Raw genomic sequence first — 26,176 nt, forward strand, 5'->3', positions numbered from 1 at the left:
AATATCATAAACTAGCGATTGTATTCTCTCCTGCCTTACCGCCATTTAATAGCAATCACATTAAGTTATTCCTCACTTGTGAAGGGTATCAATTAGCATGGTCTGACTTTGCAAAAATTGCTGGTTTTCCAGTGATTTCTAACAAATCGATACGCTTTAGTAGCGGAATACGATTCGCAGAAATGTCAGCAATAGTGACACCATCTAGCACAGCCATAAATGCATGAGTTGCTTCCTGAATTTTTTTAGATAGCTTGCAAATACCAATCAACGGGCAGGTGTTTTTCTCAGGGTTAAAACATTCCACTACATCTAGTGGTCCTTCGGTGAGACGCACAACATCACCAACAATGATCTCTTCTGCCGGGCGGCTTAACCGAAAGCCACCATTACGTCCTCGCACTGTTTCTAAATAACCGGCTTTGCCTAGCTCGTGCACCACTTTGACAATGTGTGGACGTGACACGCCATGAATGAAAACCACGTCATCTACCCGCACTAGTTCAGGGGCTTTAAGTGCGGCCAACTGTAAACAACGCATCGCATAGTTGGTATAACTGGTTAATTTCATCAGGTGCTCTCTATTTTTATGTTGGGCTTTTATTGATTGTCACATTTAAAAGTTATATTTTCAATATTGCTTTTATTGCCACATCAGTTTAACATACATTTAAAATACAACTTATATAAGTGCTATAGTTATGTTGGAAAGCTTTACTGCGGAGACGCTTGCCAGAATGCAGTTTGCATTCACCGTCTCCTTCCATATTATATTCCCAGCCTTTTCGATCGGAGTGGCCAGTTATTTAGCTGTGTTAAATGGCTTATGGCTAAAAACACATGATCAAACCTACCTTTTTTTGTTTAACTACTGGAAGAAAATTTTCGCAGTTGCCTTTGGCATGGGCGTAGTTTCCGGTATTGTGATGTCGTATCAATTTGGCACTAACTGGTCGGTGTTTGCAGACAAAACTGGGTCAATACTTGGGCCACTCATGGCCTATGAAGTACTCTCGGCCTTCTTCTTAGAGGCGGGGTTTTTAGGCATCGCTTTGTTTGGACGTGAGCGCGTGGGTAATGGACTACACATGTTTGCAGTGTGTATGGTCGCCTTTGGCACTTTGATGTCAGCCACTTGGATTTTATCGGTCAACTCGTGGATGCAAACGCCTGTTGGCTATAGCATTAATGACGTAGGGCAATTTATTCCAGAAGACTGGTGGCAGATTGTTTTCAACCCTTCGTTTCCGTACCGTTTAGTACACATGGTCATGGCTGCCTTTCTGACAACCGCGCTAGTGGTTGGTGCTGTTGGTGCATTACACCTACTAAGAAACAAGGCTGATGCTGCTGCACGTCGTATGTTTTCAATGGCGATGTGGATGTTAATTGTTGTCGCTCCTTTACAAATTGTTGTGGGTGACTTTCACGGTTTAAACACTTTAGAGTATCAACCCGTCAAAGTGATGGCGATGGAAGGACACTATGACAGCCACCCAGAGGGTGGACCGCTGATCTTATTTGGCATTCCTAACCCAGAAGAAAAAAGGATTGATTACGCTATTCAGATACCCAAACTCTCTAGCTTGATCTTAAAGCATGACTTAAACGCCCCGCTTGCAGGTTTAGATACTATTCCTGATGAAGACGAACCCCCTGTTGCAGTGATATTCTGGAGCTTCCGTATTATGATTTTACTAGGCTTTGCCATGTTAGGTCTCGGCGTATGGAGTTTATGGCGACGCATTCGCGGCAAGCTTTATGATGACGATTTGTTAAAGCGGGCGGCAATTGTTATGGGCCCCATGGGATTTGTTGCCGTGCTGGCAGGCTGGGTTACTACTGAAGTAGGCCGTCAACCTTTTACCGTTTATGGACTATTGCGTACAACCGACAGTCTTGCACCAATTGATGCGCCTGCGGTTGCGGTATCGCTAATCGCATTTATCATCGTTTATTTCTTTGTCTTTGGTGCAGGTACTTTTTATATATTAAGACTGATGAATAAACCGACAGCTACGTCAGGTCTTGAGATAAATGACGGCCCTATCCGGACCGCGCAAAACCAATTTATTGCAACAACTGACGCAGACCTTAAGTCAGGTGCGCAAGGAGACAATCGTGGAATTTGAATTATCGTTTATCTGGGCGATGATTATCGCCTTCGCCGTACTCACTTATGTCATTTTAGATGGCTTTGATCTGGGCATAGGTATTTTGTTTCCGTCGGCTAAATCAGAGCAAGACAAATCCGTTATGATGAATACCATTGCCCCGGTTTGGGACGGTAATGAAACTTGGTTAGTCATGGGAGGCGGTGGTTTATTTGCTGTTTTCCCTCTAGCCTATGCCGTTATTATGCCAGCCTTGTATATGCCTATCATACTGATGCTGTTAGCATTGATTTTCAGAGGTGTTGCCTTTGAATATCGCTGGCGAACCGTTCGTTGGAAGCCTGTTTGGGACTTTGCCTTCTTCGCAGGCTCGGTTATAGCAGCCTTTACTCAAGGTATTTCGCTCGGAGCCTTGGTGCAAGGTATTGAAATGGCAAACCGCGCCTACGCTGGAGGCTGGTGGGATTGGCTAACCCCGTTCTCACTATTAACCGGCTGTGCCGTTGTCATTGGCTACGGCTTGCTGGGCTCCACTTGGTTAATTATGAAAACAGAAGGTGAACTACAAGCTAGAATGCGCGGTTATGCAAAATGGTTAGGCATTGCTACCCTAGGTTTTATTGGTGTTGTCAGTATCCTCACCCCGTTCAAAGACCCCGCTTATTTTCAACGTTGGTTCACACTGCCAGGTAGCATTTTTAGTGTGTTGGTTCCCGCTTTAGTCGGGCTGTGTACTTGGTTGCTATTTATGGGGTTGAAACAAAACAAAGAAGCGCAACCATTTCTCGCCTCACTGGGCTTATTTGTCCTCAGTTTCATCGGTATTCTTGTTAGTTTTTACCCTAATATTGTACCGCCAAGTCTAACAATTGCTGAAGCAGCAGCGCCTGATTCAAGTTTAAAGTTCACGCTGGTGGGAACGATGGTTTTAGTACCACTTATTTTGATCTATACCGCTTATGCATATTGGGTGTTCCGGGGCAAAGTAAAACCTGAAGATGGCTATCACTAATGGCTTGGCAAAAATGGAAAAAACTAGCTTGGTTTGTTGGTATTTGGCTTGCTGGGGTTTTAGCACTAGGCATTGTGGCTATGCTGATAAAGTCAGCAATTATTTAACGGTTTGGTGTATCGGGTCTGACTAAAACTTGCTTGGTTTGTTAAATTAAACCGAGCAGGTTTTGGTTGCTGAGCCGTCCATCACAGAACTACATTTTAACCATTAGGCATAAGCAAATAATTAATCAATTTGGTATGAGTGTTCATAGCAGCCTTGGAGTGAAAGTACGCTAGTGAGGCAAAAAATAAAAGGCTGCTGAATAAATTCAGCAGCCTTTATATATCAAAAGCATCGGTCAATGGAGCATAAAATATTTGATTAACTGATCGTATTAAGATTAAGTGTGCGTTTTTCAACATAATTTAATGCCGCTTGTAGGGCTTCATGTCGATAGGTATAAGTATTTTCTGTCGGCACCATAGCTAATAACTCAAATTTTTCTAATTGTTTTCGCGTTTGCTGATTTGGGCAGAGTAGGAACACCTCACAATTTGCCTCTCGGGCATCTTTAATCACATTTTCAAGCGCCAAACCCACGGTGACATCAAACATAGGTACGTCGGTTAAATCAAGGATCATCGCTTCATAATCACTGACACGGCTATGTTGACGCGCAATAGCTTTTGAGACGCTAAAAATCATTGGCCCTGAAAGATAAAAAAACAGCACTTTACCATTGGCGCGATCTAATAATATTCGTTCACCATCGGTTAGCGGTACCACATCTTGATCTGTGTCACTGATCGCCTTGACTTGCTTTGCTTGTGCTCGACTCAGCTGTTCAATAATGAGGATATTGGAGATAAATACGCCAAGCCCTACCGCTACAATCAAATCAACAAACACGGTTAATAACATAACGCCATACATAATCATCATGCCTTGTAGGCTGACTTTATGGGCGCGTTGGATAAAGCTCCAATCTAAAATATTTAAACCAACATAAACCGCAATACCGGCTAATACGGCCATAGGAATAGGCTCGGTTAGACCACCAGCAATTAATACCACCAGTGTTAATACCAGTGCCCTCACCATGCCTGATAACGGCGAACGCGCGCCAACTTGAATATTAGTGACTGTGCCCATCGTTGCGCCAGCGCCAGGTAAAGCGCCAAATAATCCTGAGATCATATTGGCAAGCCCTTGGCCACGTAGCTCTTTATCTGAGTCATGCTCTTTGCGCGTTAGTGAATCACCGATAACAGCGGTTAATAAAGTGTCAATACAGCCTAGCGTGCCTAAGACTAGGGCATCAACCACCATAGTCATAAACATGTCAGCCGTAAAGTGTGGCATAACTAAAGAAGGTAAACCTGCAGGAATTTCTCCAATGCGGCGAATACTGTCGATGTCAAAAAATACAATGGAAAATAAAGTAACGGCTACTAAAGCAACAAGTTGTGCAGGCACGTATTTTCGATACGGTTTTGGGAAGAAAATTAATACCGCTAAGGTCAGTATGCCAAGTAATAACTCGCTAAAATTAATATTTAATAGAGTATTAGGCAGTGCTGATATTGTACCTAAAACTCCACCGGCTGGGGCCGCTTGGCCTAAAAGTGGTGACAGTTGCAAAATAATTAAGATCACACCGATACCTGACATAAAGCCAGATATGACACTGTAAGGCATTAAGGTAATGTATTTACCCAACTTAAGTGTGCCGATTAATATTTGAAAGGCACCCGCCATCATGACCACAGTAAATGCCATCGCCATGCCTGATTCAGGATATTTCGCCATCATACTGGTAAGCACAGCGGTCATGATCACTGTCATCGGCCCGGTAGGCTCGGAGATAAGCGATGTTGACCCGCCAAATAAGGCAGCAAAAAAGCCAACTAAAATAGCTCCCCAAAGCCCAGCTTCAGCACCGGCTCCTGACGCTACGCCAAAAGCGAGTGCCAAGGGTAAAGAAATAATAGCGGTTGTGACACCACCAAAAATGTCACCTTTGATATTTATATCGTTAAAGCGCTCACCAAACAAAACTTGATTCCTTGCCTTCGTTTAAATTAACTAATTCTAGCAAAACTTTAATTAGATAAGTACAAAAATAGCTTTAGATCAACGCTATTTAGATGACTACTATAAGGCACATTTATAGTAGTGACTTAAACCAAAATGGCAAACATTACTGTGTGCAAATCCTACCCGAGATATAGTTAAGATGAAACGAGATAAAATATATCTCGTAAACTACCATTAGTTTATCTACCAGACACAATAACAGCATCCATAGCCTTCTTCAAAAGGGAGAAATACCTCAACCGCCCTTTGCCGATGGTCAGGACTTATGATGTTTGGCTGTTGTCTGATATGAATTAAAACCCCATCAATAAACATAGTGTTAAAGGTTTTTCCAACACGCTCTGTTATGATAAAAAGTCTGCTGATAAGAAGTCTGCCTTTTAGTTTGTCAAAAAAAAGATAAAAAAAATCCAATAACTAGGTATTGGATTTTATGATAAAACTTTCATTAACGCTGATTAGTTTATGTTGGTACAACCTTTCATATAAGGTTGTAAAACGTTTGGTACATTAATACTACCGTCAGCTTGTTGATAGTTTTCTATCACAGCAACCAGTGTGCGACCCACGGCCAAACCTGAGCCATTGAGTGTATGCACAAGCTCTGTCTTATTAGTTTCACTATTGCGATATCTAGCTTGCATTCTACGGGCTTGGAAATCTGCCATGTTTGAGCAAGATGAAATTTCGCGATAGGTATTTTGTGCAGGTAACCACACTTCAATATCAAAAGTTTTTGTCGCGCTAAAGCCGATGTCACCGGTACATAACACAACAGTACGATAAGGAAGTTCTAATTTTTCAAGAATTTTTTCGGCATGACCAGTTAACTCTTCTAAAGCTTTAAAAGAATCTTCAGGTTTAACAATTTGTACCATTTCAACTTTGTCGAACTGATGTTGGCGAATTAAACCGCGAATGTCACGACCATAAGAGCCCGCCTCGCTGCGAAAACATGGGGTATGAGCACACATTTTAATGGGCAACTCTTGTTCGTCAACAATTTCGTCACGCACTAAGTTGGTTAACGGAACTTCAGCAGTTGGGATCAAAGAGAGTTTTTTATTGTTGAGTTCGGTATGAAATAAATCTTCACCAAATTTTGGTAACTGGCCGGTACCGTATAAAGACTCATGATTGACCAAGTAAGGCACATACATTTCTTGGTAGCCGTGCTCTTCACTGTGCACATCTAACATAAATTGTGCTAGTGCTCGGTGTAATTTAGCAATTTGACCACGCATAACAGCAAAGCGCGTACCCGCAAGCTTGGCACCGCTTTCAAAGTCTAAACCTTTACCTAGCGCCGTGGCAACGTCAACATGATCTTTTACTTCAAAGTCAAATACACGTGGCGTACCCCAACGTTTAATTTCTACATTATCGTCTTCGCTTGCACCGGCAGGCACTGACTCATGAATTAAATTAGGTATGGCTGAAGCGATAAGGTCAATTTGCGCCAACACTTGCGTTTGTGCTTCTTTCGCGGCTTCTAACTCATCACCGAGTTTACTCACTTCAGCCAATAATGGCTGAATATCTTCGCCACGGGCTTTCGCTTGACCTATCGACTTAGAGCGAGTGTTACGCTGATTTTGCAAATCTTGCGTGCTGATTTGGATCGCTTTACGTTGCTCTTCCAACATAATTAATTGCGCGGTGTCTAATTTATATCCGCGTTTAGCGAGCTCAGTTGCGGTATTTTCGATGTCTGTTCTAAGTAATTTTGGATCAAGCATGATATATCAGTGTTTTCTTTGTTATTTACTTGTTAAAAATAGATACAATATACATACCTAATGCCGCTGCAAAAATGCATAAACTGACATTAAGTAAGATGTTTATTGTCGCTTTAAATATGTCGCCTTGTTGTATTAATAACAAGGTATCTAATGAGAAGGTCGAAAAGGTGGTAAATGCGCCTAAAAAGCCAATACCAATAAGTGTTCGATAAATACTAACCTCAATAACACCTTGTTCAATTAAGCCATAAAGTGCTCCCATGATCAAGGAGCCGGAAATATTAACCGCCAGCGTCGCAAAAGGGAATCCTTTTCCGAGCCAATTGAAAATTAATTGTGAAATGTAAAATCTAAAACTCGCACCAAATGCACCACCTATGGCGACAAATAAATATAAATAAAAGTTGCTTAGGGTATTAGTCATATCGTTTTTGGTCACTTTGTTGGTCTAACTGGTTTAAATAATTTAACTTATCACGCAATTGCTTTTCTAATCCGCGATCTGTGGGTTGGTAAAGTGTTGTTTGGGCTATTGCTTCTGGAAAGTAATTCTCACCGGCGGCAAAACCACCGACTTCGTCATGAGCATAACGATATTCTCCACCGTGCCCTAGTTCTTTAGTAATAGCGCTGGTCGCATTTTTTAAATGTAGCGGTACGTCAAGGTCACTAGTTGCAGCGGCCAAAGCTTTTGCTTGATTGAATGCGGTATAAACGGCATTACTTTTCGGCGCTAAGGCCATATAAACTGTAGCTTGGGCAATCGCTCGCTCGCCTTCACTTGGACCAACACGCTGAAAAGTATCCCAGGCATTCAGGGCTAATTGTATCGCCCTTGGATCAGCATTGCCAATATCTTCACTAGCAATCGCTAACAACCGACGAGCAACATACAGCGCATCACCACCACCGGTTAAAATACGGGCATACCAATATAGTGCAGCATCAGGGTCTGAGCCGCGAACTGATTTATGAAAAGCACTAATTAAATCATAAAAGGCATCACCACCTTTGTCATAAAGGGCAATTTTATTGCCCGCTACTTGAATGAGCTGTGCTTTATTAAGTATTTGTTGGTTATTTTCAACGTTGGTAATTTCTAAACAGTTCTCAAAGAGATTAAGTAACCTTCGGGCATCACCATTTGCCAAAGCAATAAGTTGCTTTTTTGTTGCCTCGTCAATAATAATTTCAAAGCTTGAGCTTTGCTCTTGATAGCTTATCGCACGGGCCAACACATTATTGAGATTGCTTTCACTGAGTTTTTTTAAGGTGTAAACCCGGGCTCGCGATAATATCGCCTGATTGAGCTCAAAAGCCGGATTTTCAGTGGTTGCACCGATAAATATAATAGTACCGTCTTCAATATGCGGTAAGAAGGCATCTTGCTGACTTTTGTTAAAACGATGAACTTCATCAACAAATAGTACGGTTCTGCGTTGTTGATGGGTAGCACGACTTTTGGCATTTTCAATCGCCTGTCGTATATCTTTAATGCCTGACGTTACTGCAGAAACCCGTTCAATATCGGCATTAGCGTGATTGGCAATAATTTCTGCAATCGTGGTTTTGCCTGTGCCAGGTGGCCCCCAAAATATAAGAGAATGCACCTTACCTTGCTCGATAGCCAAAGGTAACGGCATGCCTTTAGCTAAGATATGTTCTTGGCCTTCATATTCAGCGAGCGATTTAGGCCTTAATTTTGCTGCTAAAGGCTTAAAACTGTCATCTTCAGCAAAACCTAGATCAAGTGAACCATTAGCGTTGATCATCTAAATAAACACCTTCGGGAACAGAAAACTTAAATAAACTCGCCTTAGGCGCTTTATCTTGATGTATCAAGGTAATGACACTTAATTGGCCCGTGGCATCAAGAATATTAAACGCGGCAAGTTCCAGGTGGTTAAGCTTTTGTACAAAGCTTAGTTCTAAGCTTTTAACACGAGAATTTTCATTGTTAGCGCTGATCAAGTAACGGTTATCTGTTAGCTGCTTTACACTATAATCTTGCCACAGCTGCTCGTCATTACTGGTGATTAATAAAATAGGTGTATTGGCTATCGCACTTTCTAAGGTATAGACACTGACCTGTTCAACAAAAGGGTCATAAAACCAGAGGTTTTTACCGTCTGAAACAATCAATGACTCATCGGGCATAATGGTTTGCCAATTAACTAAATTGGGTTTGCTAACGGCAAGTAACCCGCTACCTTGTTGTAATTTATTGCCCGCTTCATCAAAAATTTGCTGATTAAACTCAGCGCTAAAAAATTCAATTTTAGCTAATATTGCCATTAATTCACGTTTACTCTCATCGACCTTTTTTTCAGCAGTATGAGTCATGACATTGCTAGTCGTCATGTTAAATGCATTGTTTGCTACACTGCTCGCTGCACTGGTTTTTAGCTCTGCTATCACTTCACTTTCAATACGTTCAGCACTTAAAGCAAGGCTAGTCGTTGATAATACGGTACTAAAAAGTGCGGTGATGACCACAGCACTTTTTATCAATTTTGTCTTGGTTGGCATGTTAAGGCTCCTTAATTGGCGGTGGCGCTAGTACTTCTCGTGCGCCATTATTGCCCGGTTTGGTTACGACGCCATGTATTTCCATTTGCTCGACAATACGGGCTGAACGGTTGTAACCAATTCTAAATTTACGTTGAATACTGGAAATAGACACTCGGCCATTTTCAGTAATAAAGGCGATGGCTTCGTCATATAAGGTATCGAGTTCTTCTTTGCTGTCGGCGTCGGCTTGTTCACCTGGTAAAAGAATGTCTTGGTCTGAACCGCCTGACAAAATGTCTTCGATATAATTAGGCTCAGCTCTTGATTTCCAATCATTGACTACCGCATGCACTTCGTGATCATCCACAAAGGCACCATGAACTCGAATAGGTACAGCTTCACCTGGCGGTAAATAAAACATATCGCCCATACCTAATAACTGGTCAGCACCTTGCTGGTCTAGAATAATACGAGATTCAATACGAGATTGCACTCTAAGCGCCATGCGGGTTGGAATATTGGCTTTAATTAAGCCAGTAATAACATCGGCTGATGGACGTTGCGTGGCTAAAATTAGGTGAATACCTGCGGCACGGGCTTTTTGTGCTATTCGAGCAATCAGTTCCTCTACTTTTTTACCCACTATCATCATCATATCAGCAAATTCGTCAACAATAATCACGATTGATGGTAATTTACCTAAGGTAGGAGGTGTTTGCGTAAAAGCATCACTGGCTTGCCATAAGGGATCAATGAGTGGCTCTCCCGCGGCGATGGCTTTAGCGACTTTGTCGTTATAGCCTTTAAGATTTCTCACCCCGAGTTTCGACATTAATTGATAACGGCGTTCCATTTCACCTACACACCAACGCAATGCGTTAGCAGCTTCTTTCATGTCAGTGACCACTTCAGAAAGTAGATGAGGAATACCGTCATAAACTGATAATTCGACTTGTTTAGGGTCAATCATGATCATACGGACATCTTCCGGCGAAGATTTATACAATATACTGACAATCATGGTATTTACCGCAACAGATTTACCCGATCCTGTAGTACCTGCCACTAATAAATGCGGCATTTTCGCTAGGTCAGCAATCACAGGTTCGCCAGATATATCACTACCAATGGCCATGGCTAAATTTGATTTTGAATGGGCAAACTTATCGCAAGCAATCACATCAGAAAAGAAGACGGTTTCGCGATGTTTATTAGGTAATTCAATACCAATAACTGATTTACCTTCAATAACTTCTACCACACGAACACTTTTAGCTGATAAGGAACGGGCTAAATCTTTCGATAGGTTGGTAATTTTACTGGCCTTAACACCTGGTGCTAAGTTTAATTCAAAACGGGTAATGACTGGACCGGGGAAAACACCCACTACTTCGGCTTTAATGCCAAACTCAATAAGCTTTGCTTCCACTAAGCGAGAAACTAGGTCTAGTTGGTCTTGATCAATAGGATGTTTAACCCTATCGGTACGATCTAACAAATCTAATGACGGCATGTCATGATGATTGGGCTCTGCGGGCTTATCATTTTCTAATTGCTGATAAATTTTGTCATGCAATGTGGTCGGCTCTTCAACAACGATTTTTTCAACGGGCTCAAATGCCGCTGCGATTTCATCAGCACTGACGTGTTCTTGCACATTTATGGCTAGCGGCTCCCCCATTAACTCGTCAATATCGACATAGGGTTCTTTTTCGCGGGTGTTATAGGCACTGTCGTCATCACTTTTGGCAAAAATACTCTCATATTCTGTATCACTGATGGTCTCCAGCGCTTTTTTTACTTCTTCAGGCTCTTTCTCAAAAGCAATATAATGCTCAGTTACACTGCTGTCACCATTATCACTGTCATTATTATTTTCCATATTTAAATCTTGTAATGCTTGTTCAGTGTCATCAGATATTGCTGCTTTAGACTCTTTTTCAGATCTAGCGCCTAAACGTTGCTTGATCAGCGCGGGTATTGTTAAGCTGTATTCAATGGCGATAATGGCGTACTCCCCGACTCTGTCAATAGCCTTAAGCAGCGAAATCCCTGTTAGCAAGACGAATCCTGAACCGCAAAATGTTACAAATAACAAGGTGCTACCAATGAATGATAAATACGGCAAGAGTGAGTTACTTAATACATCCCCTAGAATACCGCCAGCAGAGAAGTAAAAAACATCGTCAAAATTCATACTCGCAATCGAGGTTATGCCGATGTAAAACAGGATAAAACCAATAAATTTCAAGCCAAGTGTAAGGTAATCTAGTCGGATTAATCGGTGATATTTTTGAAATAGTAGCCAACCGGTAATTGCGATAACAAAGGGTAAACTGTAGGCAACTAAACCAAATAAGTTTAATAACAAATCAGATAAATAAGCCCCTACTGCACCACCTAAATTACGTACAGAACTTTGATAACCTGTTTGTGACCAACCAGGATCTGCGGGATCAAAACTAAAGAGCGCTAACATGATAAACATGGCAAAGACGCAAAAGACTAAAAGTCCTGCTTCGAGAAGACGTTGAACGCCGTTTAATTTTGGAGATGGAGAAGACAAATGCACACTCTTGAAAAAATTATCATTATATTAAGGTTAAAATACCAAAAATTAGCGATAAATAAAACGTAATACCGAACATTAGCGCTTTATTGGCAAGAGATTTGACGATTTTACCTCTTCCATCACGACATAAGTTCTACTTTCACTCACAGCAGGCAGTCTTAATAAGGTATTGCCGAGTAACTCACGATAAGCGGCGATATCAGCCACACGTGTTTTCAATAAGAAATCAAAATCCCCTGAGACCAAATGGCATTCTTGAATAACATCTAATTCATGAACCGCTTTGGAGAAGTCATCAAATACATCGGGGCTAGTTTTGGTTAACGTAATTTCAACAATGACCAATAACGCGGCATCTAATTTTTGCGGATTTAGCATGGCTTGATAACCGAGAATAAAACTGTCGTTTTCCAGACGTTTTACTCGCTCTAAACAAGGTGTAGCGCTTAAGCCAACCCTTTTTGACAGTTCAATATTAGATAAACGACCATTTTTTTGTAGTTCAATCAAAATATTTCTATCTATACGATCGATTTTTTTAGTTGTTGATGAACTCATATATAATTCGCTATAAAATACAGTAATAACAGAATTATACCCTAATTTATCAGGAAGAACGATAGGTTAATCCGCCATAAAGTCATTATACTAGCTTCATATTTTACCACAGAGATAAAGCTATGATTATTGGCGTACCTAAAGAAATAAAAAACCACGAATACCGTATTGGACTAACTCCAGCAGGTGTTAAAGAATTAGTTGTAAATGGCCACAACGTTATCGTTGAAAATAATGGTGGTGCAGAAATCGGTTTTGATAATGAGCAATACATTACCGCCGGTGCAAAAATTATTGATACAGCAGCAGAAATTTTTGCTACTGCTGACATGATCATCAAAGTAAAAGAACCACAAACCAATGAGTGTAAAATGCTTCGCCCTGGCCAAGTACTGTTTACTTACTTACATTTAGCCCCAGATCCAAAACAAACAGAACTACTTGTTGCTTCTGGTGCTACTTGTATTGCCTACGAAACAGTGACTCAACATGACGGTGGCTTACCTCTTTTAGCACCCATGTCTGAAGTGGCTGGCCGTATGTCTATTCAAGCAGGTGCGCACGCATTAGAAAAAGCACAAGGCGGTTTAGGCGCATTATTAGGTGGTGTACCTGGTGTTGCTCCTGCCAAAGTACTTATTATTGGTGGTGGCGTTGTTGGTACTCAAGCAGCCCGGATGGCTGTTGGTATGGGCGCTGATGTGACCATTTTAGATCGCTCTTTGCCACGTCTTCGCCAGTTAGATACAGAATTTGATAGTCGCTTAAAAACAGTCTATTCAACGGCTGATGCTATGGACCAGCTTATTGTTGAAGCTGACTTAGTTATTGGTGCAGTATTGATCCCTGGTGCTGCAGCACCTAAATTGGTTACGGCACAACACATTAAAACGATGAAGAAAGGCGCTGTTGTAGTTGACGTTGCCATTGACCAAGGTGGTTGTTTTGAAACATCAAAAGCAACTACTCACCAAGACCCAACTTATATGGTTGATGGTGTTGTTCATTACTGTGTCGCTAATATGCCTGGTGGTGTCGCAAGAACATCAACTATGGCTTTAACCAATGCTACTATGCCATTTACAGTTACTTTGGCAAATAAGGGTGCTAAACAAGCAATGCTTGATGACGTACACTTAATGGCTGGTTTGAATGTTTTAGGTGGAAAAGTCACTTATAAGCCTGTTGCTGATGTATTAGGTTATCAGTATGTTAGACCAGAAGACGCCATAGCAACGTTATAGGTTTTACTGGATAAGATACTTAAAGCCGCTAGTTAATAGCGGCTTTTTTTTATTAGTGACTTTAATAGCGCCAAAACTACAAATCTATAGGCCATTTGTAAAAATAGCCTTGCAGTTTTGCAAAATAAGTTATTAATTATAATTATTTCTTTGTTGCTCTCTTGAGATAATCACTTAGAATCCCAACCATTGTCACATCAACGTATTTTATTTTTTGGAGTAGTTCATGAGCGAAGCAAGACATTGCCCGTTACTCATATTGGGTTCAGGCCCTGCAGGATATACCGCAGCTGTTTATGCCGCACGAGCAAATTTAAAACCTGTGATGATCACAGGTTTAGAACCAGGTGGTCAATTAACCACGACCACTGAAGTAGAAAACTGGCCCGGTGATGCCGATGACCTAACAGGCCCAGCATTAATGGACCGTATGCAAAAACATGCGGAAAAATTTGACACTGAAATTATTTTCGACCACATCAATGAAGTTGACTTTAGTGAGAAACCGTACAAATTAAAAGGTGATTCTGGCTATTATACTTGTGATGCACTTATTATCTGTACTGGCGCCTCAGCGCAATACCTAGGGCTACCTTCTGAAGAAGCCTTTATGGGTAAAGGTGTTTCTGCTTGTGCAACTTGTGACGGTTTTTTCTATAAAAATCAAAAAGTTGCTGTTGTGGGTGGTGGTAATACCGCGGTTGAAGAAGCCTTGTATTTGTCAAATATTGCCTCTGAAGTTCACTTAATTCACCGTCGTGATACCTTTCGCTCAGAAAAGATTTTGATCACACGTTTAATGGATAAAGTGGCCAACGGTAATATCATATTACACCTAGACCGTACGTTAGACGAAGTACTAGGTGATAATATGGGTGTAACAGGTTTGCGCCTTAAAGACATGAAGTCTGATGCTACCGAAGAACTTGATGTTATGGGTGTCTTTATCGCGATTGGCCATAAACCAAATACTGATATATTTAACGGTAAACTTGAGATGAAAAACGGCTATTTAACCATTCAAAGTGGTACAAATGGTAACGCGACACAAACCAGTGTTGAAGGTATTTACGCGGCTGGCGATGTTGCTGACCATATATACCGTCAAGCCATTACTTCAGCTGGTGCTGGTTGTATGGCAGCACTAGATGCCGAGCGTTACCTCGACGCAAAAGGTAGTCGCTAGTCAATGAAACGAGCTATTCCTTGGTTATCTTCGAATAGCTCAACTTTCCCTGATTTATCTAACGCCTTAGATGAACCAAACGGCCTACTTGCTTTCGGCGATGACTTATCACCCCAGCGAATTATTCAAGCTTATCAACTCGGGATTTTCCCTTGGTTTAGTGATGGCGACCCGGTGATGTGGTGGAGTCCAAATCCACGAGGAATTATTAATATTACTCAGCTTAATATTAATAAAACGCTACAAAAAATACTTAAGCGCGAACTTTTTAGTGTCACACTCAATAAAGACTTTAAGCAGGTTATTGAGCTATGTGCTGATGCCCCCTTTCGCTGTGAGGAGACTTGGATTGTCAATCCAATGCTATCAGCTTATAAAAAACTGCATGACCAAGGTAAGGCTCACTCGATTGAAGTTTGGCAAAATGAGCAATTAGTGGGTGGATTGTATGGTGTGGCCGTTAACGGCTATTTTTCTGGTGAATCAATGTTTTACCGACAAAGCAATGCCTCAAAAGTAGCCTTGGTGTATTTAGCTAGCTTACTAAAATCAATAGGTATTGAGCTTATTGACTGTCAAATGTTGAATCCTTTTTTAGCGTCAATGGGTTGTATTGAAGTATCAAGAGAACAATTTATTACGCAGCAAGTAACGGCAAAAGCTATCATAACCCCGGCCAACTTTTGGCAACCTAGGGCACTAACGTTAGTTTAATCCAAGATACCCACCTATAACATTGTCGTTAATAATAAGTATTGTCGTTAAGCATTATTTTATAGTTTGCCTAGATAAAATCAAAAGTATTCCATAAGTTAAACTCACCAGTAAATCTAGGCAAGTTGCTTAATTGGCAATAGCTAATTATTGTGATTGCGAGCACCAAAGCCGTGATGTATTTTAACCCGCACAAGTGAGCCATAATTTAATGAAATTGCTATAAATACTAGTCAAAGGCATACAGTTCAAATAATGTGCTAGCTAAGATAATTATAAGTATTAATAGCCGCTTAAGTTTGATATAAAGTTTATAATCAAACATTGCACTGGCATAACTCATTAATTAAGGATAGATAATTGAGGACAAATAATTGAGAAAAAATCTTTATTGGTTATATTTAATCTTAGTTGTGTTTCACTCAAACTTTGCCTTCTCTTTAGACATGGCTGACGTTGAGCAAAAGCTTAGCCGACAAAGTACGGTTAATCCAAACGCTGTATTCTATAAAATTGAAGCTTTATTAGCAGATCCAGACATACCTCTTACTTTAAAAGCAAAACTAATGGTCATGCAATCTGATATTGCTTACGCTATTGACCAACCTGAAAGTATTCTTAAATACTCGAAGTTGGCTTTAGCAACAGGCTTGTTAATTGAGCCTTGGCACACCAGAGTGCTGATTAGCCAATCAAGAGGATATTATCAGCGCGGACAATATAAAGCATTTTTTGCCACTGCAAATATGGCCGTTATCAAAGCAGAACAATCAAATTTATCAAACTATAAGGTGGCCGCCTTAGTAGAAAGAGCTTTTGCCTATCACTTATTAGAGAATAATGAAGCAGCAAATAAAGATTTAAACCTAGCGTTAAAATATCTAGAATTACTGCCTAGCGTCTTTGATAAAGCAATAATACTTCAGCGATTTAGCGCCGTAAATAAAAGCCTGGGTAATATAGGAATAGCTAAAAAATACCAAGGTCAAGCCAATGATATTTATAAAAAAATTAATAGCGCTCATTATTTATCTGTTAGTTATTATAATCTGGGGCGAATATATCAAGAAACTCAAGCTTGGGACGAAGCAGGTAAGTTAATGCTGAAGTCTTATCGTTGGGCCTTAAAAGACAACAATAAGCTCAATCAAGCGTTTTCATTATCTTGGCTATCAGAGTATCAAAATAACTTAGAAAATCACTCACAAGCAAAAAGATATTTACATAAAGCCATTATTGCTGCTGATGCAAGTACTTCAGAGCGAGTAAAAATACATGTTCGTAAAAATATGGCCAGTATCTTATGCCAAAACAAAGAATTTCAAGTGTGTAAAACCTTGCTTCTGGAGACCATTTCACTTGCAAAGTCTTATAAAATGCAACGTGATCAAGTGGAATTAATGCGCATGCTTGCAGAAACACACTATCAACTGGGCGCGTTCGAGAAAGCCTATTTAATCTTAAAAGAGGTTAATTTAATCTAACTAAAATCTGTTGTTAAACTAGATAAAAAATCACCCTTCCTGCTATTTACAATGGCTAATATTAAATGTTTTTCAAGACAACTACCCTTATTTATTATTGTTACTGTGGTTTAAATCCACAACAAGTATTGGGCAACCTGAAAATCACATTGTTGACCAGCACTAGCTGCTTACCTCTTTATGCTGTCACAGTACCCTATAATAAACGTATCAATTACTAACCGTTAAAAGTTCTACCGAGTAAGCTTATTTTTTTGCCATGACATATACTTGCTCTTGGTCGATAATATAGTCCTGCATTGCTCTACCCGTTTACATCATCGTAAAAAAACTTACTCATGCCACCTTTTCGCACCAGGATGTCAGTGATTATAAATGTAGTGAACCATTACCGAGGTGGTGATGAACGGCCATTTAGTGATCAATAACTCGCCTTGAATTGAACGAGTTATTCTCGTTGAATCGTGGTCAATTATTTAATCCATTAGGTCTTATATTTCACCATCATTCGGCGGCAAAATTGCTATAATGATTAAGTCACATTGCTTTGCAATGATTATATTTCATCTAAAAATTCAGTTACGGGTAGAGTATTAATGAGTTTAAATTATAAACTGGGTATTACAAAGTCGTTTCCTTGTAATTACCTACCTGAACAGGAAGAGCGATTATTAATCGCTGTTGATGACATTCTGCATGATCGTGAACATTATGGCTGGCTAATGCAGCAAGGTTTTAGGCGCAGTGGTAATGATATTTATCGTCCCCATTGTATTGCCTGCCAAGCATGCCAATCACTGCGTGTGCCAGTTCAAGACTTTAAGCCCTCAAGAAGCCAAAAACGCTTATTAAAAAGTAATCAGCTATTCAATGTTAGGTTAAGTAAAAAAGTTCAAGAAAACTACTACCCACTGTACGAGCAATACATTAATACTATTCATCGCGATGGCAGTATGTTTCCAGCATCAGAAGAACAATTTCAAAGTTTTACCCATAACAATATTACCGAGCAATACTATATTGAAATTTGGCATGACCAAGTATTAATCAGTGTTGCTGTAACCGATGACATTCCTAATGGCTTATCAGCGGTTTATACCTTTTATCACCCAAGCTATAGAAAACACGGGCTTGGTGTTTTTTCAATTTTAAAACAAATTGAAATTGCAGCTGAACTTAAACGAGAGTTTCTCTACCTTGGTTACCAAATAGAGCAATGCAGTAAAATGAATTACAAAAACCGTTACCATCCCCACCAAATATTGGTCGAAAATCAATGGCAAACCGTAAATAAATAACACTATAGCTTTACATTAGCGCTGCAATTCGGCATTATCTGCGCAGCTTTTTGTTTACGCACTAATTTAGAGGTTCGGCGCCCAATGGCGAAAGAAGAAAATATTGAAATGCAAGGTACTGTTTTAGATACTTTGCCAAATACTATGTTCCGTGTTGAATTGGAAAATGGTCATGTTGTTACTGCTCATATTTCTGGGAAAATGCGTAAAAATTACATTCGTATTTTAACTGGCGATAAAGTCACTGTTGAATTAACACCATATGACTTATCTAAAGGTCGTATTATCTTCCGTGCTAGATAGAAATTAATTATTTCAGTTTTATAAGCGCTTTAGTAATATGTTAGTAAAGCGATTTTATAACTAAGATTTAATTAACGCCAATTAAGTAATGACAAAAAACCGAGCTTGCTCGGTTTTTTTATGTTTGAAAATAACGGTCAGTTTTTTTATTCCAAACAAAAACTAATACCCGCTAAATGAGGCAAGTGATCAATTATAAGTATACCTAAAGTACCAACATCCCTGTCGGTACTGACGTGTTCACATTGATGTGAAGTAATGCTGATACGCTAAAAAAATATAGAGGCTTAAGCATCAAAGCTTAGTGTTCAACTAATTCTTTTTTTGATTCATAGTTAATCACCAACTTGTCTTTCTTCACCGCAACTTTAGCTACGCCACCTTGTGTTAGCTCACCAAAAAGCAATTCGTTTGCTAATGGTTTTTTCAACTGCTCTTGAATCAATCGAGCCATAGGTCGAGCACCCATTGTTTTGTCATAACCTTTAATTGCCATCCACTTCTTAGCATCTTTAGTTACCTCTAACGAAACACCCTTTTCATCAAGTTGAACCTGCAGTTCGACAATAAATTTATCAACAACTTGCTGGATAACTTCATCACCTAAGTGATTAAACCATACTATGTTATCTAAACGATTACGAAACTCAGGCGAAAATACTTTGTTTATTTCGTCCATAGCATCAAGACTATTATCTTGTTGTTTAAAGCCAATAGATTGCTTCACAGTGTGTGCTACGCCCGCATTAGTTGTTAACACTAAAATAATATTTCTAAAATCGGCTTTACGGCCATTATTATCAGTTAAGGTGCCATGGTCCATAACTTGTAATAGTATGTTGTAAACATCTTCATGTGCTTTTTCTATTTCATCTAACAACACAACAGCATGGGGGTTTTTAATCACCGCATCGGTTAATAAGCCGCCCTGTTCATAACCAACGTAACCTGGAGGAGCTCCAATTAAACGACTTATGGCATGCTTTTCCATATATTCAGACATGTCATATCGCAGCAGTTCTACGCCTAGCACTTTAGCTAATTGTTGAGTAACTTCTGTTTTACCAACCCCTGTTGGGCCAGCGAAGATAAATGAACCAATCGGCTTACGTTCATTGCCTAAACCTGCTCGCGACAAGCGAATAACAGAGGTCAATTCGTCAATAGCATGATCTTGGCCAAAAACAACCAATTTTAAATTACGGTCGAGTGTTTTTAAACTATCTATCTCTGATGACGACACTGATTTTTCAGGAATACGTGCCATTTTGGCGATAATATTTTCAATATCGGTATTATCAATCACTTTTTTACGTTTATCTGCAGCGACCAGTTGTTGACGCGCTCCAGCTTCATCAATAACGTCAATAGCTTTATCGGGTAAAAATCGATCATTGATATATTTTGCAGAAAGCTGTGCCGCTGCCCTTAAAGCACTATTAGTGTAACGAACACCATGATGCGCTTCGTATTTATCTTTCAAACCATGCAAAATTTTCGTGGTGTCGTCTACACTGGGTTCAACAACGTCTATTTTTTGAAAACGACGCGCTAATGCACGATCTTTTTCAAAAATACTTTGATACTCTTGATACGTGGTAGAGCCCATGCAACGTAACTTGCCTGATGAAAGTAAAGGCTTTAGCAAGTTTGAAGCATCTAACATGCCACCAGACGCAGCACCCGCACCTATAATGGTGTGAATCTCATCAATAAAGAGAATTGCGTTGCCGTCTTGTTCTAACTCTTTTAATAGGGCTTTAAAGCGTTTTTCAAAATCACCACGGTATTTAGTCCCCGCTAATAATGCGCCCATATCTAGAGAGTAAATAGTGGCATCAGCTAAAAACTCTGGCGCTTTGTCAGAAACCAATAAATTAGCTAAACCTTCAGCTATCGCTGTTTTGCCAACACCTGCTTCACCAACAAATAAAGGGTTGTTTTTGCGACGGCGACTTAGTACCTGTAATGTCCGTTCTAGTTCGTTATCGCGCCCTATTAGTGGGTCTATATTACCTTTTAAGGCTTCTTCATTAAGATTAGTCGCAAAGTTATCAATCGTGCGTGGTTCTTCCTCACCTGCCGGCGCTTGCTCTTCGTTATGACTATTTTCTTGTTCAATTTTAGCAATACCATGAGAAATAAAGTTAACAATATCTAAGCGACTAATATCAGATTTCTTTAAAAAATAAGCCGCTTGTGATTCTTGTTCACTAAATATTGCAACGAGTACATTCGCACCATTAACTTCACTTTTACCCGATGACTGGACATGAAAAACGGCCCGTTGTAATACGCGCTGAAAACCTAGCGTTGGCTGAGTTTCTCTTTCCTCCTCACCGGAAGGAATAACCGGGGTCGTATCGGCGATGAAGGCTAACAGTTCTTTTCTTAAGTTTGCCATATCAGCGCCACAAGCTTTTAAAGCCTCAATGGATGATGGATTATCTAACAACGCCAACAATAAATGTTCAACCGTCATAAATTCATGGCGAGACTCTTTAGCCTGACGAAAAGCCATATTTAACGATACTTCTAAATCTTTATTCAGCATAGGTTACTCCAATTTAAATCTTGCGTTTTTACACTTTTTCCATAGTACATTTAAGCGGATGTTCATTGCTTGTTGCGTAACTCAACACCTGATCAACTTTCGTTTCTGCTACTTCAGCAGTAAAGATGCCACAACGCCCTTTCCCTTTATAATGAATTGCTAACATAATCTCTGTCGCTTGCTCCGAGTTCATGTTAAAAAATTTACACAACACATCAATGACAAAGTCCATTGGAGTATAGTCGTCATTTAATAACACTACTGTATACATTGGGGGTTTCTGAAATTTTTCAACAACCTCATCATCAAGAACGTTTTGATCGTCTATTAACTCTTTCCATTTACTCATAATTCTATATTAGTCTGTCAGTTAAATTTTTGCTTTAAGATTTGAGAAAAATAATAACTAAAAACATCAAAAATCATAATATAAGACTTGACTATTTTTATTTATTACCTACGATTTACTTTGGTGACTGTTTTTTAGTCTCCTAAAGTTAATACTAATACTTTAAAGAGTACTTTAAAGAATGCTTTAGATAAAGCATACCTAATTACCGATGATTTTAGAAGGATGTTGAAGTATGGCTCACGGTACAGTTAAGTGGTTTAATAATGCAAAAGGGTTTGGTTTTATTCGTCCAGAGGATGGTGGTGAAGATATTTTTGCTCATTATTCAACGATTCAAATGGAAGGATACCGTACATTGAAAGCGGGACAGGATGTAAACTACGAATTAAATGGGGGCCCAAAAGGTGACCACGCAGCAAGCATTACGCCATCAGAAATAGAATCAGACAACTAAGTTAAGCTAAGTTAAAATTACTTTGTGGTTTAAAGTAAAAAACACAGCAACTGGGCTGTGTTTTTTTATGGCTAGTTATTTTCAGTAATAAAATTTTTTGACTCTACCTATAACCTATTTCTAGTTTATATATGTGTTCGATTTACATGTGATCAATTTACATCTGAGCAATAATACAATCACCAAATTCAGAACAAGTCACTAATGTCGCATCATCCATTAAACGCTCAAAGTCATAAGTTACTGTCTTAGCGTTAATCGCACCAGACATCCCTTTTAACAATAAGTTAGCGGCTTCTGTCCAGCCCATATGTCGTAACATCATTTCTGCAGATAAAATGACTGAACCAGGGTTAACCTTATTAAGTCCAGCATATTTTGGTGCTGTACCGTGTGTTGCTTCAAAGATAGCGACTTCATCATTTAAATTAGCGCCTGGTGCTATACCAATGCCACCCACTTGTGCCGCTAAGGCATCTGACAAATAATCACCATTTAAATTTAAGGTAGCAATAACGCTATATTCTGCTGGACGTAATAATATTTGCTGTAACATCGCATCGGCAATAACATCTTTAATAATGATTTCTTTACCTGTTTTAGGATTGATAAGGCTACACCAAGGACCACCATTTAATAGATCAGCGCCAAACTCTTCTCGGGCTAATTCATAACCCCATTCTTTAAAAGCTCCTTCAGTAAACTTCATGATATTACCTTTATGTACCAAAGTAACCGACTCTCTGTCGTGATCAATAGCATATTGAATAGCTTTTCTAACTAATCTTTGTGTACCTTCTTTAGAAACAGGCTTGATACCGATACCACAATTTTCTTCGAAACGAATTTTTGTAACACCCATTTCTTCAGTTAAAAATTTGATCATTTTTTTAGCTTGATCACTGCCCGCTTGATATTCGATACCTGCGTAAATATCCTCAGAATTTTCTCTGAAAATCACCATGTCTACTTCACTGGGTTTTTTAACTGGGCTTGGTACGCCAGTAAACCATTGTACCGGTCGCTGGCACACATACAAATCTAGTATTTGTCTCAAGGCAACATTCAATGAACGCATACCACCGCCAACTGGTGTGGTTAGTGGGCCTTTAATACCAACTTTATATTCTTTGAACATGGCTAAGGTTTCATCGGGCAACCAAGTCTCTGAGTCATAAATTTGTGTTGCCTTTTCTCCAGCATACACTTCCATCCAATGAATTTTCCTATCTCCGCCATAAGCTTTATTCACGGCTGCATCAACCACTTTCATCATAGGGGGTGTTACATCGACACCTATGCCATCACCTTCAATAAATGGAATGATGGGGTTGTTAGGTACTTTTAACAAACCTTGCTCTGAAGTAATTTTAGCACCTTCACTAGGAATATTTACATGGTTCGACATATGAGCTCTCCAAAATTTACTGATAAAATAGCCGTTTGCTAATTTCTTAATCTTAAAATAATAGAAAAAGAGCAATGACACTAATACTGAAATCGTGATAATGAAAATCATCAAGATGAATAATTAAAACGCTTGTATAAATAAAATGCAAACTTTTATCAAAAATAAAGCTATAACCCGCAATAAAACTTTCACTTTACTGGTTAAAATTTTGGCAAAAAAAAACTAGGCAAGCGCCTAGTTTTCAAAATTTATTGATAAATTACGCTTAGAGTAAGTTCGATAAAATTGTATTCAATGTCGCACTTGGACGCATGGCTTTTTCGGCTAATTCTCTGTCAGCAAAGTAATAACCATTAATATTCATACTAGGTCCTTGAGCAGCATTAAGCTCTGCAACAATTTTTGCTTCTTGTTTAGTCAGTGCTTGAGCAACAGCAACAAAACTTGATTTCAAGCTTTCATCGCTTGTTTGTTCTGCTAGTGCTTGTGCCCAATACATCGCTAAGTAGAAATGAGAACCACGGTTATCCAATTCTTTAACACGACGTGATGGTGATTTGTTTTCTTGCAAAAATTTAGCCGTTGCTATATCTAAAGTATCCGCTAACACTTTTGCTTTAGTATTGCCCGTTTTGATGCTTAAGTGCTCTAAAGAAGCCGCTAACGCTAAAAACTCACCTAATGAGTCCCAACGTAAGTGATTTTCTTTTTCAAACTGTTGCACGTGCTTAGGCGCTGAACCGCCGGCGCCTGTTTCGAATAAACCACCACCATTCATTAATGGCACAATAGAGAGCATTTTTGCACTCGTGCCAAGCTCTAAAATAGGGAATAAATCCGTTAAATAATCACGTAATACGTTACCGGTAACTGAAATCGTGTCTTCACCTTTAGCGACGCGCGCTAAAGTGTAGTCACAGGCTTTAACCGGTTCCATAATCTGAATATCTAAACCAGTAGTGTCATGATCGGCAAGGTAGGTGTTAACTTTTTTGATCATTTGTGCATCATGACCACGGTTTTCATCTAACCAGAATATAGCTGGAACATTCGTAGCTCTGGCACGAGTTACCGCTAATTTCACCCAATCTTGAATCGGCGCGTCTTTAGCTTGACACATTCTCCAGATATCGCCTTCGCTCACTGCATGTTCTAGTAGCGTTGTGCCGTTATCGTCAACAACACGCATACTACCTTCACCGGACATGGTAAATGTTTTGTCGTGTGAGCCATATTCTTCCGCTTTCTGCGCCATTAAGCCAACATTAGGTACTGAACCCATGGTTGTTGGGTTGAAGGCGCCATTTTCACGACAAAAATCTACAACAGAAGAAAATACACCAGCGTAGTTACGATCGGGGATCATAAATTTGGTTTCTTTTAACGTACCATCTGACGCCCACATCATACCTGATGAACGCAGTGCTGCCGGCATAGAGGCATCAATAATAACATCGCTTGGTACGTGTAAATTGGTAGTACCTTTGTCTGAATCAACCATAGCAAGTTCAGGACGAGTGGCATATACCGCCGCAATATCCGCTTCAATTTCAGCTTTCTTTTCTGCTGATAAACGGCCAATTTTCGCATAAACATCGCCAATACCGTTATTGGCATCAACACCTAATTGATTAAAAGTAGCGCCGTGCTTGGCAAAAACATCTTTGTAAAACACTTTCACAGCATGACCAAACATAATCGGGTCAGACACTTTCATCATAGTGGCTTTCAAATGTAGAGAAAGCAAAACACCTTCAGACTTTGCTTTGTCAGTTTCAGTAGCAAAAAAGTCAACCAGTGCCTTTTTGCTCATCAGTGAGGCATCAATGACCTCTTTATCTAATAACGCCAAATGTTCCTTTAATAAGGTTACATCACCATTATCACTGACAAATTCAATTTTAACATTGGTTGCGCCATCAATGGTTACTGATTTCTCACTACCGTAAAAATCGCCTGATTGCATATGTGCTACATGTGATTTAGTCGTTGGTGACCAAGCGCCCATTGAGTGCGGATTAGTACGCGCATATTGCTTCACTGAGCTAGGCGCGCGACGGTCTGAGTTGCCTTCTCGCAACACAGGGTTTACCGCTGAACCTAGCACTTTAGCGTAAGTAAATTTAATCGACTCTTCAGCTTCATTTTGCGGTTCTTCAGGATAATTAGGTAAATTATAACCTTTGGCTTGCAGTTCTTTAATCGCTGCTTGCAACTGAGGGATAGACGCAGAAATGTTAGGTAACTTAATAATGTTAGCTTCAGGTGTTTTGGCTAATTCGCCTAACTCAGCTAAAGCATCGTCCATACGCTGCTCTGCAGTTAAGTATTTAGGAAAGTTAGCTATAATACGACCGGCAAATGAAATATCGCGAGTTTCAACATCGATAGCAGAAGACGCAGCAAATGCTTTCACGATAGGTAAAAAAGAATGCGTGGCTAAAGCTGGCGCTTCATCGGTAATAGTATAAATAATTTTTGATGTATCTGTGGTCATTTAAAAATCCTTTGCTGATTTGCCATTTATCGATAAAATGAATGGTCATTTGAAATTGAATGGCTCTTCATTTTATCGATAAAAGATA

Annotated in this window: 22 protein-coding genes; 10 read left to right on the forward strand and 12 right to left on the reverse strand. The window is 39.7% G+C overall.

What is annotated here, in order from left to right:
• Positions 1–88 precede the first annotated feature (88 nt).
• The gene (locus tag H4J59_RS16755) at positions 89–571 is read right to left on the reverse strand and encodes an Rrf2 family transcriptional regulator (protein ID WP_182241137.1); all 483 of its coding nucleotides are present in this window, start codon (positions 569–571) and stop codon (positions 89–91) included.
• 130 nt (positions 572–701) lie between these two features.
• Between H4J59_RS16755 and H4J59_RS16760 the strand changes: the two genes are divergently transcribed.
• From H4J59_RS16760 to H4J59_RS16770, 3 genes are read left to right on the forward strand one after another with little or no spacing between them, the layout of a single operon-like run.
• Positions 702–2,132, forward strand: a complete 1,431-nt coding sequence (locus tag H4J59_RS16760; RefSeq protein WP_182241138.1) for a cytochrome ubiquinol oxidase subunit I — start codon at positions 702–704, stop codon at positions 2,130–2,132.
• Positions 2,122–3,126, forward strand: a complete 1,005-nt coding sequence (gene cydB, locus H4J59_RS16765) for a cytochrome d ubiquinol oxidase subunit II (protein ID WP_182241139.1) — start codon at positions 2,122–2,124, stop codon at positions 3,124–3,126. The genes H4J59_RS16760 and cydB overlap by 11 nt, the downstream gene beginning before the upstream one ends.
• Positions 3,126–3,233, forward strand: coding sequence for a DUF2474 family protein (locus H4J59_RS16770; protein ID WP_182241140.1), 108 nt, complete (start codon positions 3,126–3,128; stop codon positions 3,231–3,233). Before cydB ends, H4J59_RS16770 begins: the two co-directional genes overlap by 1 nt.
• Positions 3,234–3,492: 259 nt before the next feature.
• Here the strand turns inward: H4J59_RS16770 and H4J59_RS16775 are convergent, their stop codons facing one another.
• The 7 genes from H4J59_RS16775 to lrp form a co-directional block, all read right to left on the reverse strand.
• Positions 3,493–5,166, reverse strand: coding sequence for a SulP family inorganic anion transporter (locus H4J59_RS16775; protein WP_182241141.1), 1,674 nt, complete (start codon positions 5,164–5,166; stop codon positions 3,493–3,495).
• A 500-nt stretch (positions 5,167–5,666) separates the two neighbouring features.
• On the reverse strand, positions 5,667–6,947 hold the full coding sequence (gene serS / locus H4J59_RS16780; RefSeq protein ID WP_182241142.1) for a serine--tRNA ligase: 1,281 nt from the start codon (positions 6,945–6,947) through the stop codon (positions 5,667–5,669).
• 25 nt (positions 6,948–6,972) lie between these two features.
• The gene (crcB, locus tag H4J59_RS16785) at positions 6,973–7,374 is read right to left on the reverse strand and encodes a fluoride efflux transporter CrcB (RefSeq protein WP_182136781.1); all 402 of its coding nucleotides are present in this window, start codon (positions 7,372–7,374) and stop codon (positions 6,973–6,975) included.
• A complete protein-coding gene (locus H4J59_RS16790; RefSeq protein WP_182241143.1) occupies positions 7,367–8,722 on the reverse strand; it encodes a replication-associated recombination protein A in 1,356 nt (451 codons plus the stop codon). The genes crcB and H4J59_RS16790 overlap by 8 nt, the downstream gene beginning before the upstream one ends.
• On the reverse strand, positions 8,709–9,479 hold the full coding sequence (lolA, locus tag H4J59_RS16795; RefSeq protein ID WP_182241144.1) for an outer membrane lipoprotein chaperone LolA: 771 nt from the start codon (positions 9,477–9,479) through the stop codon (positions 8,709–8,711). Before lolA ends, H4J59_RS16790 begins: the two co-directional genes overlap by 14 nt.
• Before the next feature lies 1 nt (position 9,480).
• Positions 9,481–12,033 carry a DNA translocase FtsK gene (locus tag H4J59_RS16800; RefSeq protein WP_404852029.1) on the reverse strand — a complete coding sequence of 851 codons (2,553 nt, stop codon included), beginning with the start codon at positions 12,031–12,033 and terminating at the stop codon, positions 9,481–9,483.
• 75 nt (positions 12,034–12,108) lie between these two features.
• Positions 12,109–12,591 carry a leucine-responsive transcriptional regulator Lrp gene (gene lrp, locus H4J59_RS16805; RefSeq protein WP_182241145.1) on the reverse strand — a complete coding sequence of 161 codons (483 nt, stop codon included), beginning with the start codon at positions 12,589–12,591 and terminating at the stop codon, positions 12,109–12,111.
• Between the two features lie 122 nt (positions 12,592–12,713).
• Here lrp and ald point away from each other — a divergent pair, with 122 nt between their 5' ends.
• From ald to infA, 6 genes are all read left to right on the forward strand, one after another.
• Positions 12,714–13,835, forward strand: a complete 1,122-nt coding sequence (gene ald, locus H4J59_RS16810) for an alanine dehydrogenase (RefSeq protein ID WP_182241146.1) — start codon at positions 12,714–12,716, stop codon at positions 13,833–13,835.
• Positions 13,836–14,061: 226 nt separating this feature from the next.
• The gene (gene trxB, locus H4J59_RS16815; RefSeq protein WP_182241147.1) at positions 14,062–15,021 is read left to right on the forward strand and encodes a thioredoxin-disulfide reductase; all 960 of its coding nucleotides are present in this window, start codon (positions 14,062–14,064) and stop codon (positions 15,019–15,021) included.
• 3 nt (positions 15,022–15,024) lie between these two features.
• Positions 15,025–15,735 carry a leucyl/phenylalanyl-tRNA--protein transferase gene (gene aat, locus H4J59_RS16820; protein WP_182241148.1) on the forward strand — a complete coding sequence of 237 codons (711 nt, stop codon included), beginning with the start codon at positions 15,025–15,027 and terminating at the stop codon, positions 15,733–15,735.
• Between the two features lie 374 nt (positions 15,736–16,109).
• The gene (locus H4J59_RS16825) at positions 16,110–17,219 is read left to right on the forward strand and encodes a hypothetical protein (protein WP_182241149.1); all 1,110 of its coding nucleotides are present in this window, start codon (positions 16,110–16,112) and stop codon (positions 17,217–17,219) included.
• Positions 17,220–17,815: 596 nt separating this feature from the next.
• Positions 17,816–18,517: an arginyltransferase gene (locus H4J59_RS16830; protein WP_182241150.1), complete on the forward strand. Its 702-nt coding sequence runs from the start codon at positions 17,816–17,818 to the stop codon at positions 18,515–18,517.
• An 84-nt stretch (positions 18,518–18,601) separates the two neighbouring features.
• Positions 18,602–18,820, forward strand: a complete 219-nt coding sequence (gene infA / locus H4J59_RS16835) for a translation initiation factor IF-1 (protein WP_011043571.1) — start codon at positions 18,602–18,604, stop codon at positions 18,818–18,820.
• A gap of 301 nt (positions 18,821–19,121) precedes the next feature.
• Here infA and clpA read toward each other — a convergent pair whose 3' ends face one another.
• A complete protein-coding gene (gene clpA / locus H4J59_RS16840) occupies positions 19,122–21,374 on the reverse strand; it encodes an ATP-dependent Clp protease ATP-binding subunit ClpA (RefSeq protein WP_182241151.1) in 2,253 nt (750 codons plus the stop codon).
• A 28-nt stretch (positions 21,375–21,402) separates the two neighbouring features.
• The gene (clpS, locus tag H4J59_RS16845; protein WP_182136791.1) at positions 21,403–21,723 is read right to left on the reverse strand and encodes an ATP-dependent Clp protease adapter ClpS; all 321 of its coding nucleotides are present in this window, start codon (positions 21,721–21,723) and stop codon (positions 21,403–21,405) included.
• A gap of 235 nt (positions 21,724–21,958) precedes the next feature.
• Between clpS and cspD the strand changes: the two genes are divergently transcribed.
• A complete protein-coding gene (cspD, locus tag H4J59_RS16850) occupies positions 21,959–22,180 on the forward strand; it encodes a cold shock domain-containing protein CspD (protein ID WP_182184695.1) in 222 nt (73 codons plus the stop codon).
• A gap of 157 nt (positions 22,181–22,337) precedes the next feature.
• Here cspD and icd read toward each other — a convergent pair whose 3' ends face one another.
• Both icd and H4J59_RS16860 read right to left on the reverse strand, forming a co-directional pair.
• Positions 22,338–23,588 (reverse strand): NADP-dependent isocitrate dehydrogenase, encoded by a 1,251-nt coding sequence (gene icd, locus H4J59_RS16855; protein ID WP_182241152.1) that lies wholly within the window; start codon positions 23,586–23,588, stop codon positions 22,338–22,340.
• Between the two features lie 268 nt (positions 23,589–23,856).
• Positions 23,857–26,088 (reverse strand): NADP-dependent isocitrate dehydrogenase, encoded by a 2,232-nt coding sequence (locus tag H4J59_RS16860; protein WP_182241153.1) that lies wholly within the window; start codon positions 26,086–26,088, stop codon positions 23,857–23,859.
• Positions 26,089–26,176 lie beyond the last annotated feature (88 nt).

This window comes from Colwellia sp. MB02u-10 (genome assembly GCF_014077185.1).
Lineage (GTDB): Bacteria > Pseudomonadota > Gammaproteobacteria > Enterobacterales > Alteromonadaceae > Cognaticolwellia.

Excerpts from the sequence above, each read along its gene's own strand:
- H4J59_RS16755 (WP_182241137.1), bottom strand. The coding sequence starts at position 571 with ATGAAATTAACCAGTTATACCAACTATGCGATGCGTTGTTTACAGTTG.
- H4J59_RS16760 (WP_182241138.1), top strand. The coding sequence starts at position 702 with ATGTTGGAAAGCTTTACTGCGGAGACGCTTGCCAGAATGCAGTTTGCA.
- H4J59_RS16770 (WP_182241140.1), top strand. The coding sequence starts at position 3,126 with ATGGCTTGGCAAAAATGGAAAAAACTAGCTTGGTTTGTTGGTATTTGG.
- serS (WP_182241142.1), bottom strand. The coding sequence starts at position 6,947 with ATGCTTGATCCAAAATTACTTAGAACAGACATCGAAAATACCGCAACT.
- crcB (WP_182136781.1), bottom strand. The coding sequence starts at position 7,374 with ATGACTAATACCCTAAGCAACTTTTATTTATATTTATTTGTCGCCATA.
- H4J59_RS16790 (WP_182241143.1), bottom strand. The coding sequence starts at position 8,722 with ATGATCAACGCTAATGGTTCACTTGATCTAGGTTTTGCTGAAGATGAC.
- lolA (WP_182241144.1), bottom strand. The coding sequence starts at position 9,479 with ATGCCAACCAAGACAAAATTGATAAAAAGTGCTGTGGTCATCACCGCA.
- lrp (WP_182241145.1), bottom strand. The coding sequence starts at position 12,591 with ATGAGTTCATCAACAACTAAAAAAATCGATCGTATAGATAGAAATATT.
- ald (WP_182241146.1), top strand. The coding sequence starts at position 12,714 with ATGATTATTGGCGTACCTAAAGAAATAAAAAACCACGAATACCGTATT.
- trxB (WP_182241147.1), top strand. The coding sequence starts at position 14,062 with ATGAGCGAAGCAAGACATTGCCCGTTACTCATATTGGGTTCAGGCCCT.
- aat (WP_182241148.1), top strand. The coding sequence starts at position 15,025 with ATGAAACGAGCTATTCCTTGGTTATCTTCGAATAGCTCAACTTTCCCT.
- H4J59_RS16830 (WP_182241150.1), top strand. The coding sequence starts at position 17,816 with ATGAGTTTAAATTATAAACTGGGTATTACAAAGTCGTTTCCTTGTAAT.
- infA (WP_011043571.1), top strand. The coding sequence starts at position 18,602 with ATGGCGAAAGAAGAAAATATTGAAATGCAAGGTACTGTTTTAGATACT.
- clpA (WP_182241151.1), bottom strand. The coding sequence starts at position 21,374 with ATGCTGAATAAAGATTTAGAAGTATCGTTAAATATGGCTTTTCGTCAG.
- clpS (WP_182136791.1), bottom strand. The coding sequence starts at position 21,723 with ATGAGTAAATGGAAAGAGTTAATAGACGATCAAAACGTTCTTGATGAT.
- cspD (WP_182184695.1), top strand. The coding sequence starts at position 21,959 with ATGGCTCACGGTACAGTTAAGTGGTTTAATAATGCAAAAGGGTTTGGT.
- icd (WP_182241152.1), bottom strand. The coding sequence starts at position 23,588 with ATGTCGAACCATGTAAATATTCCTAGTGAAGGTGCTAAAATTACTTCA.
- H4J59_RS16860 (WP_182241153.1), bottom strand. The coding sequence starts at position 26,088 with ATGACCACAGATACATCAAAAATTATTTATACTATTACCGATGAAGCG.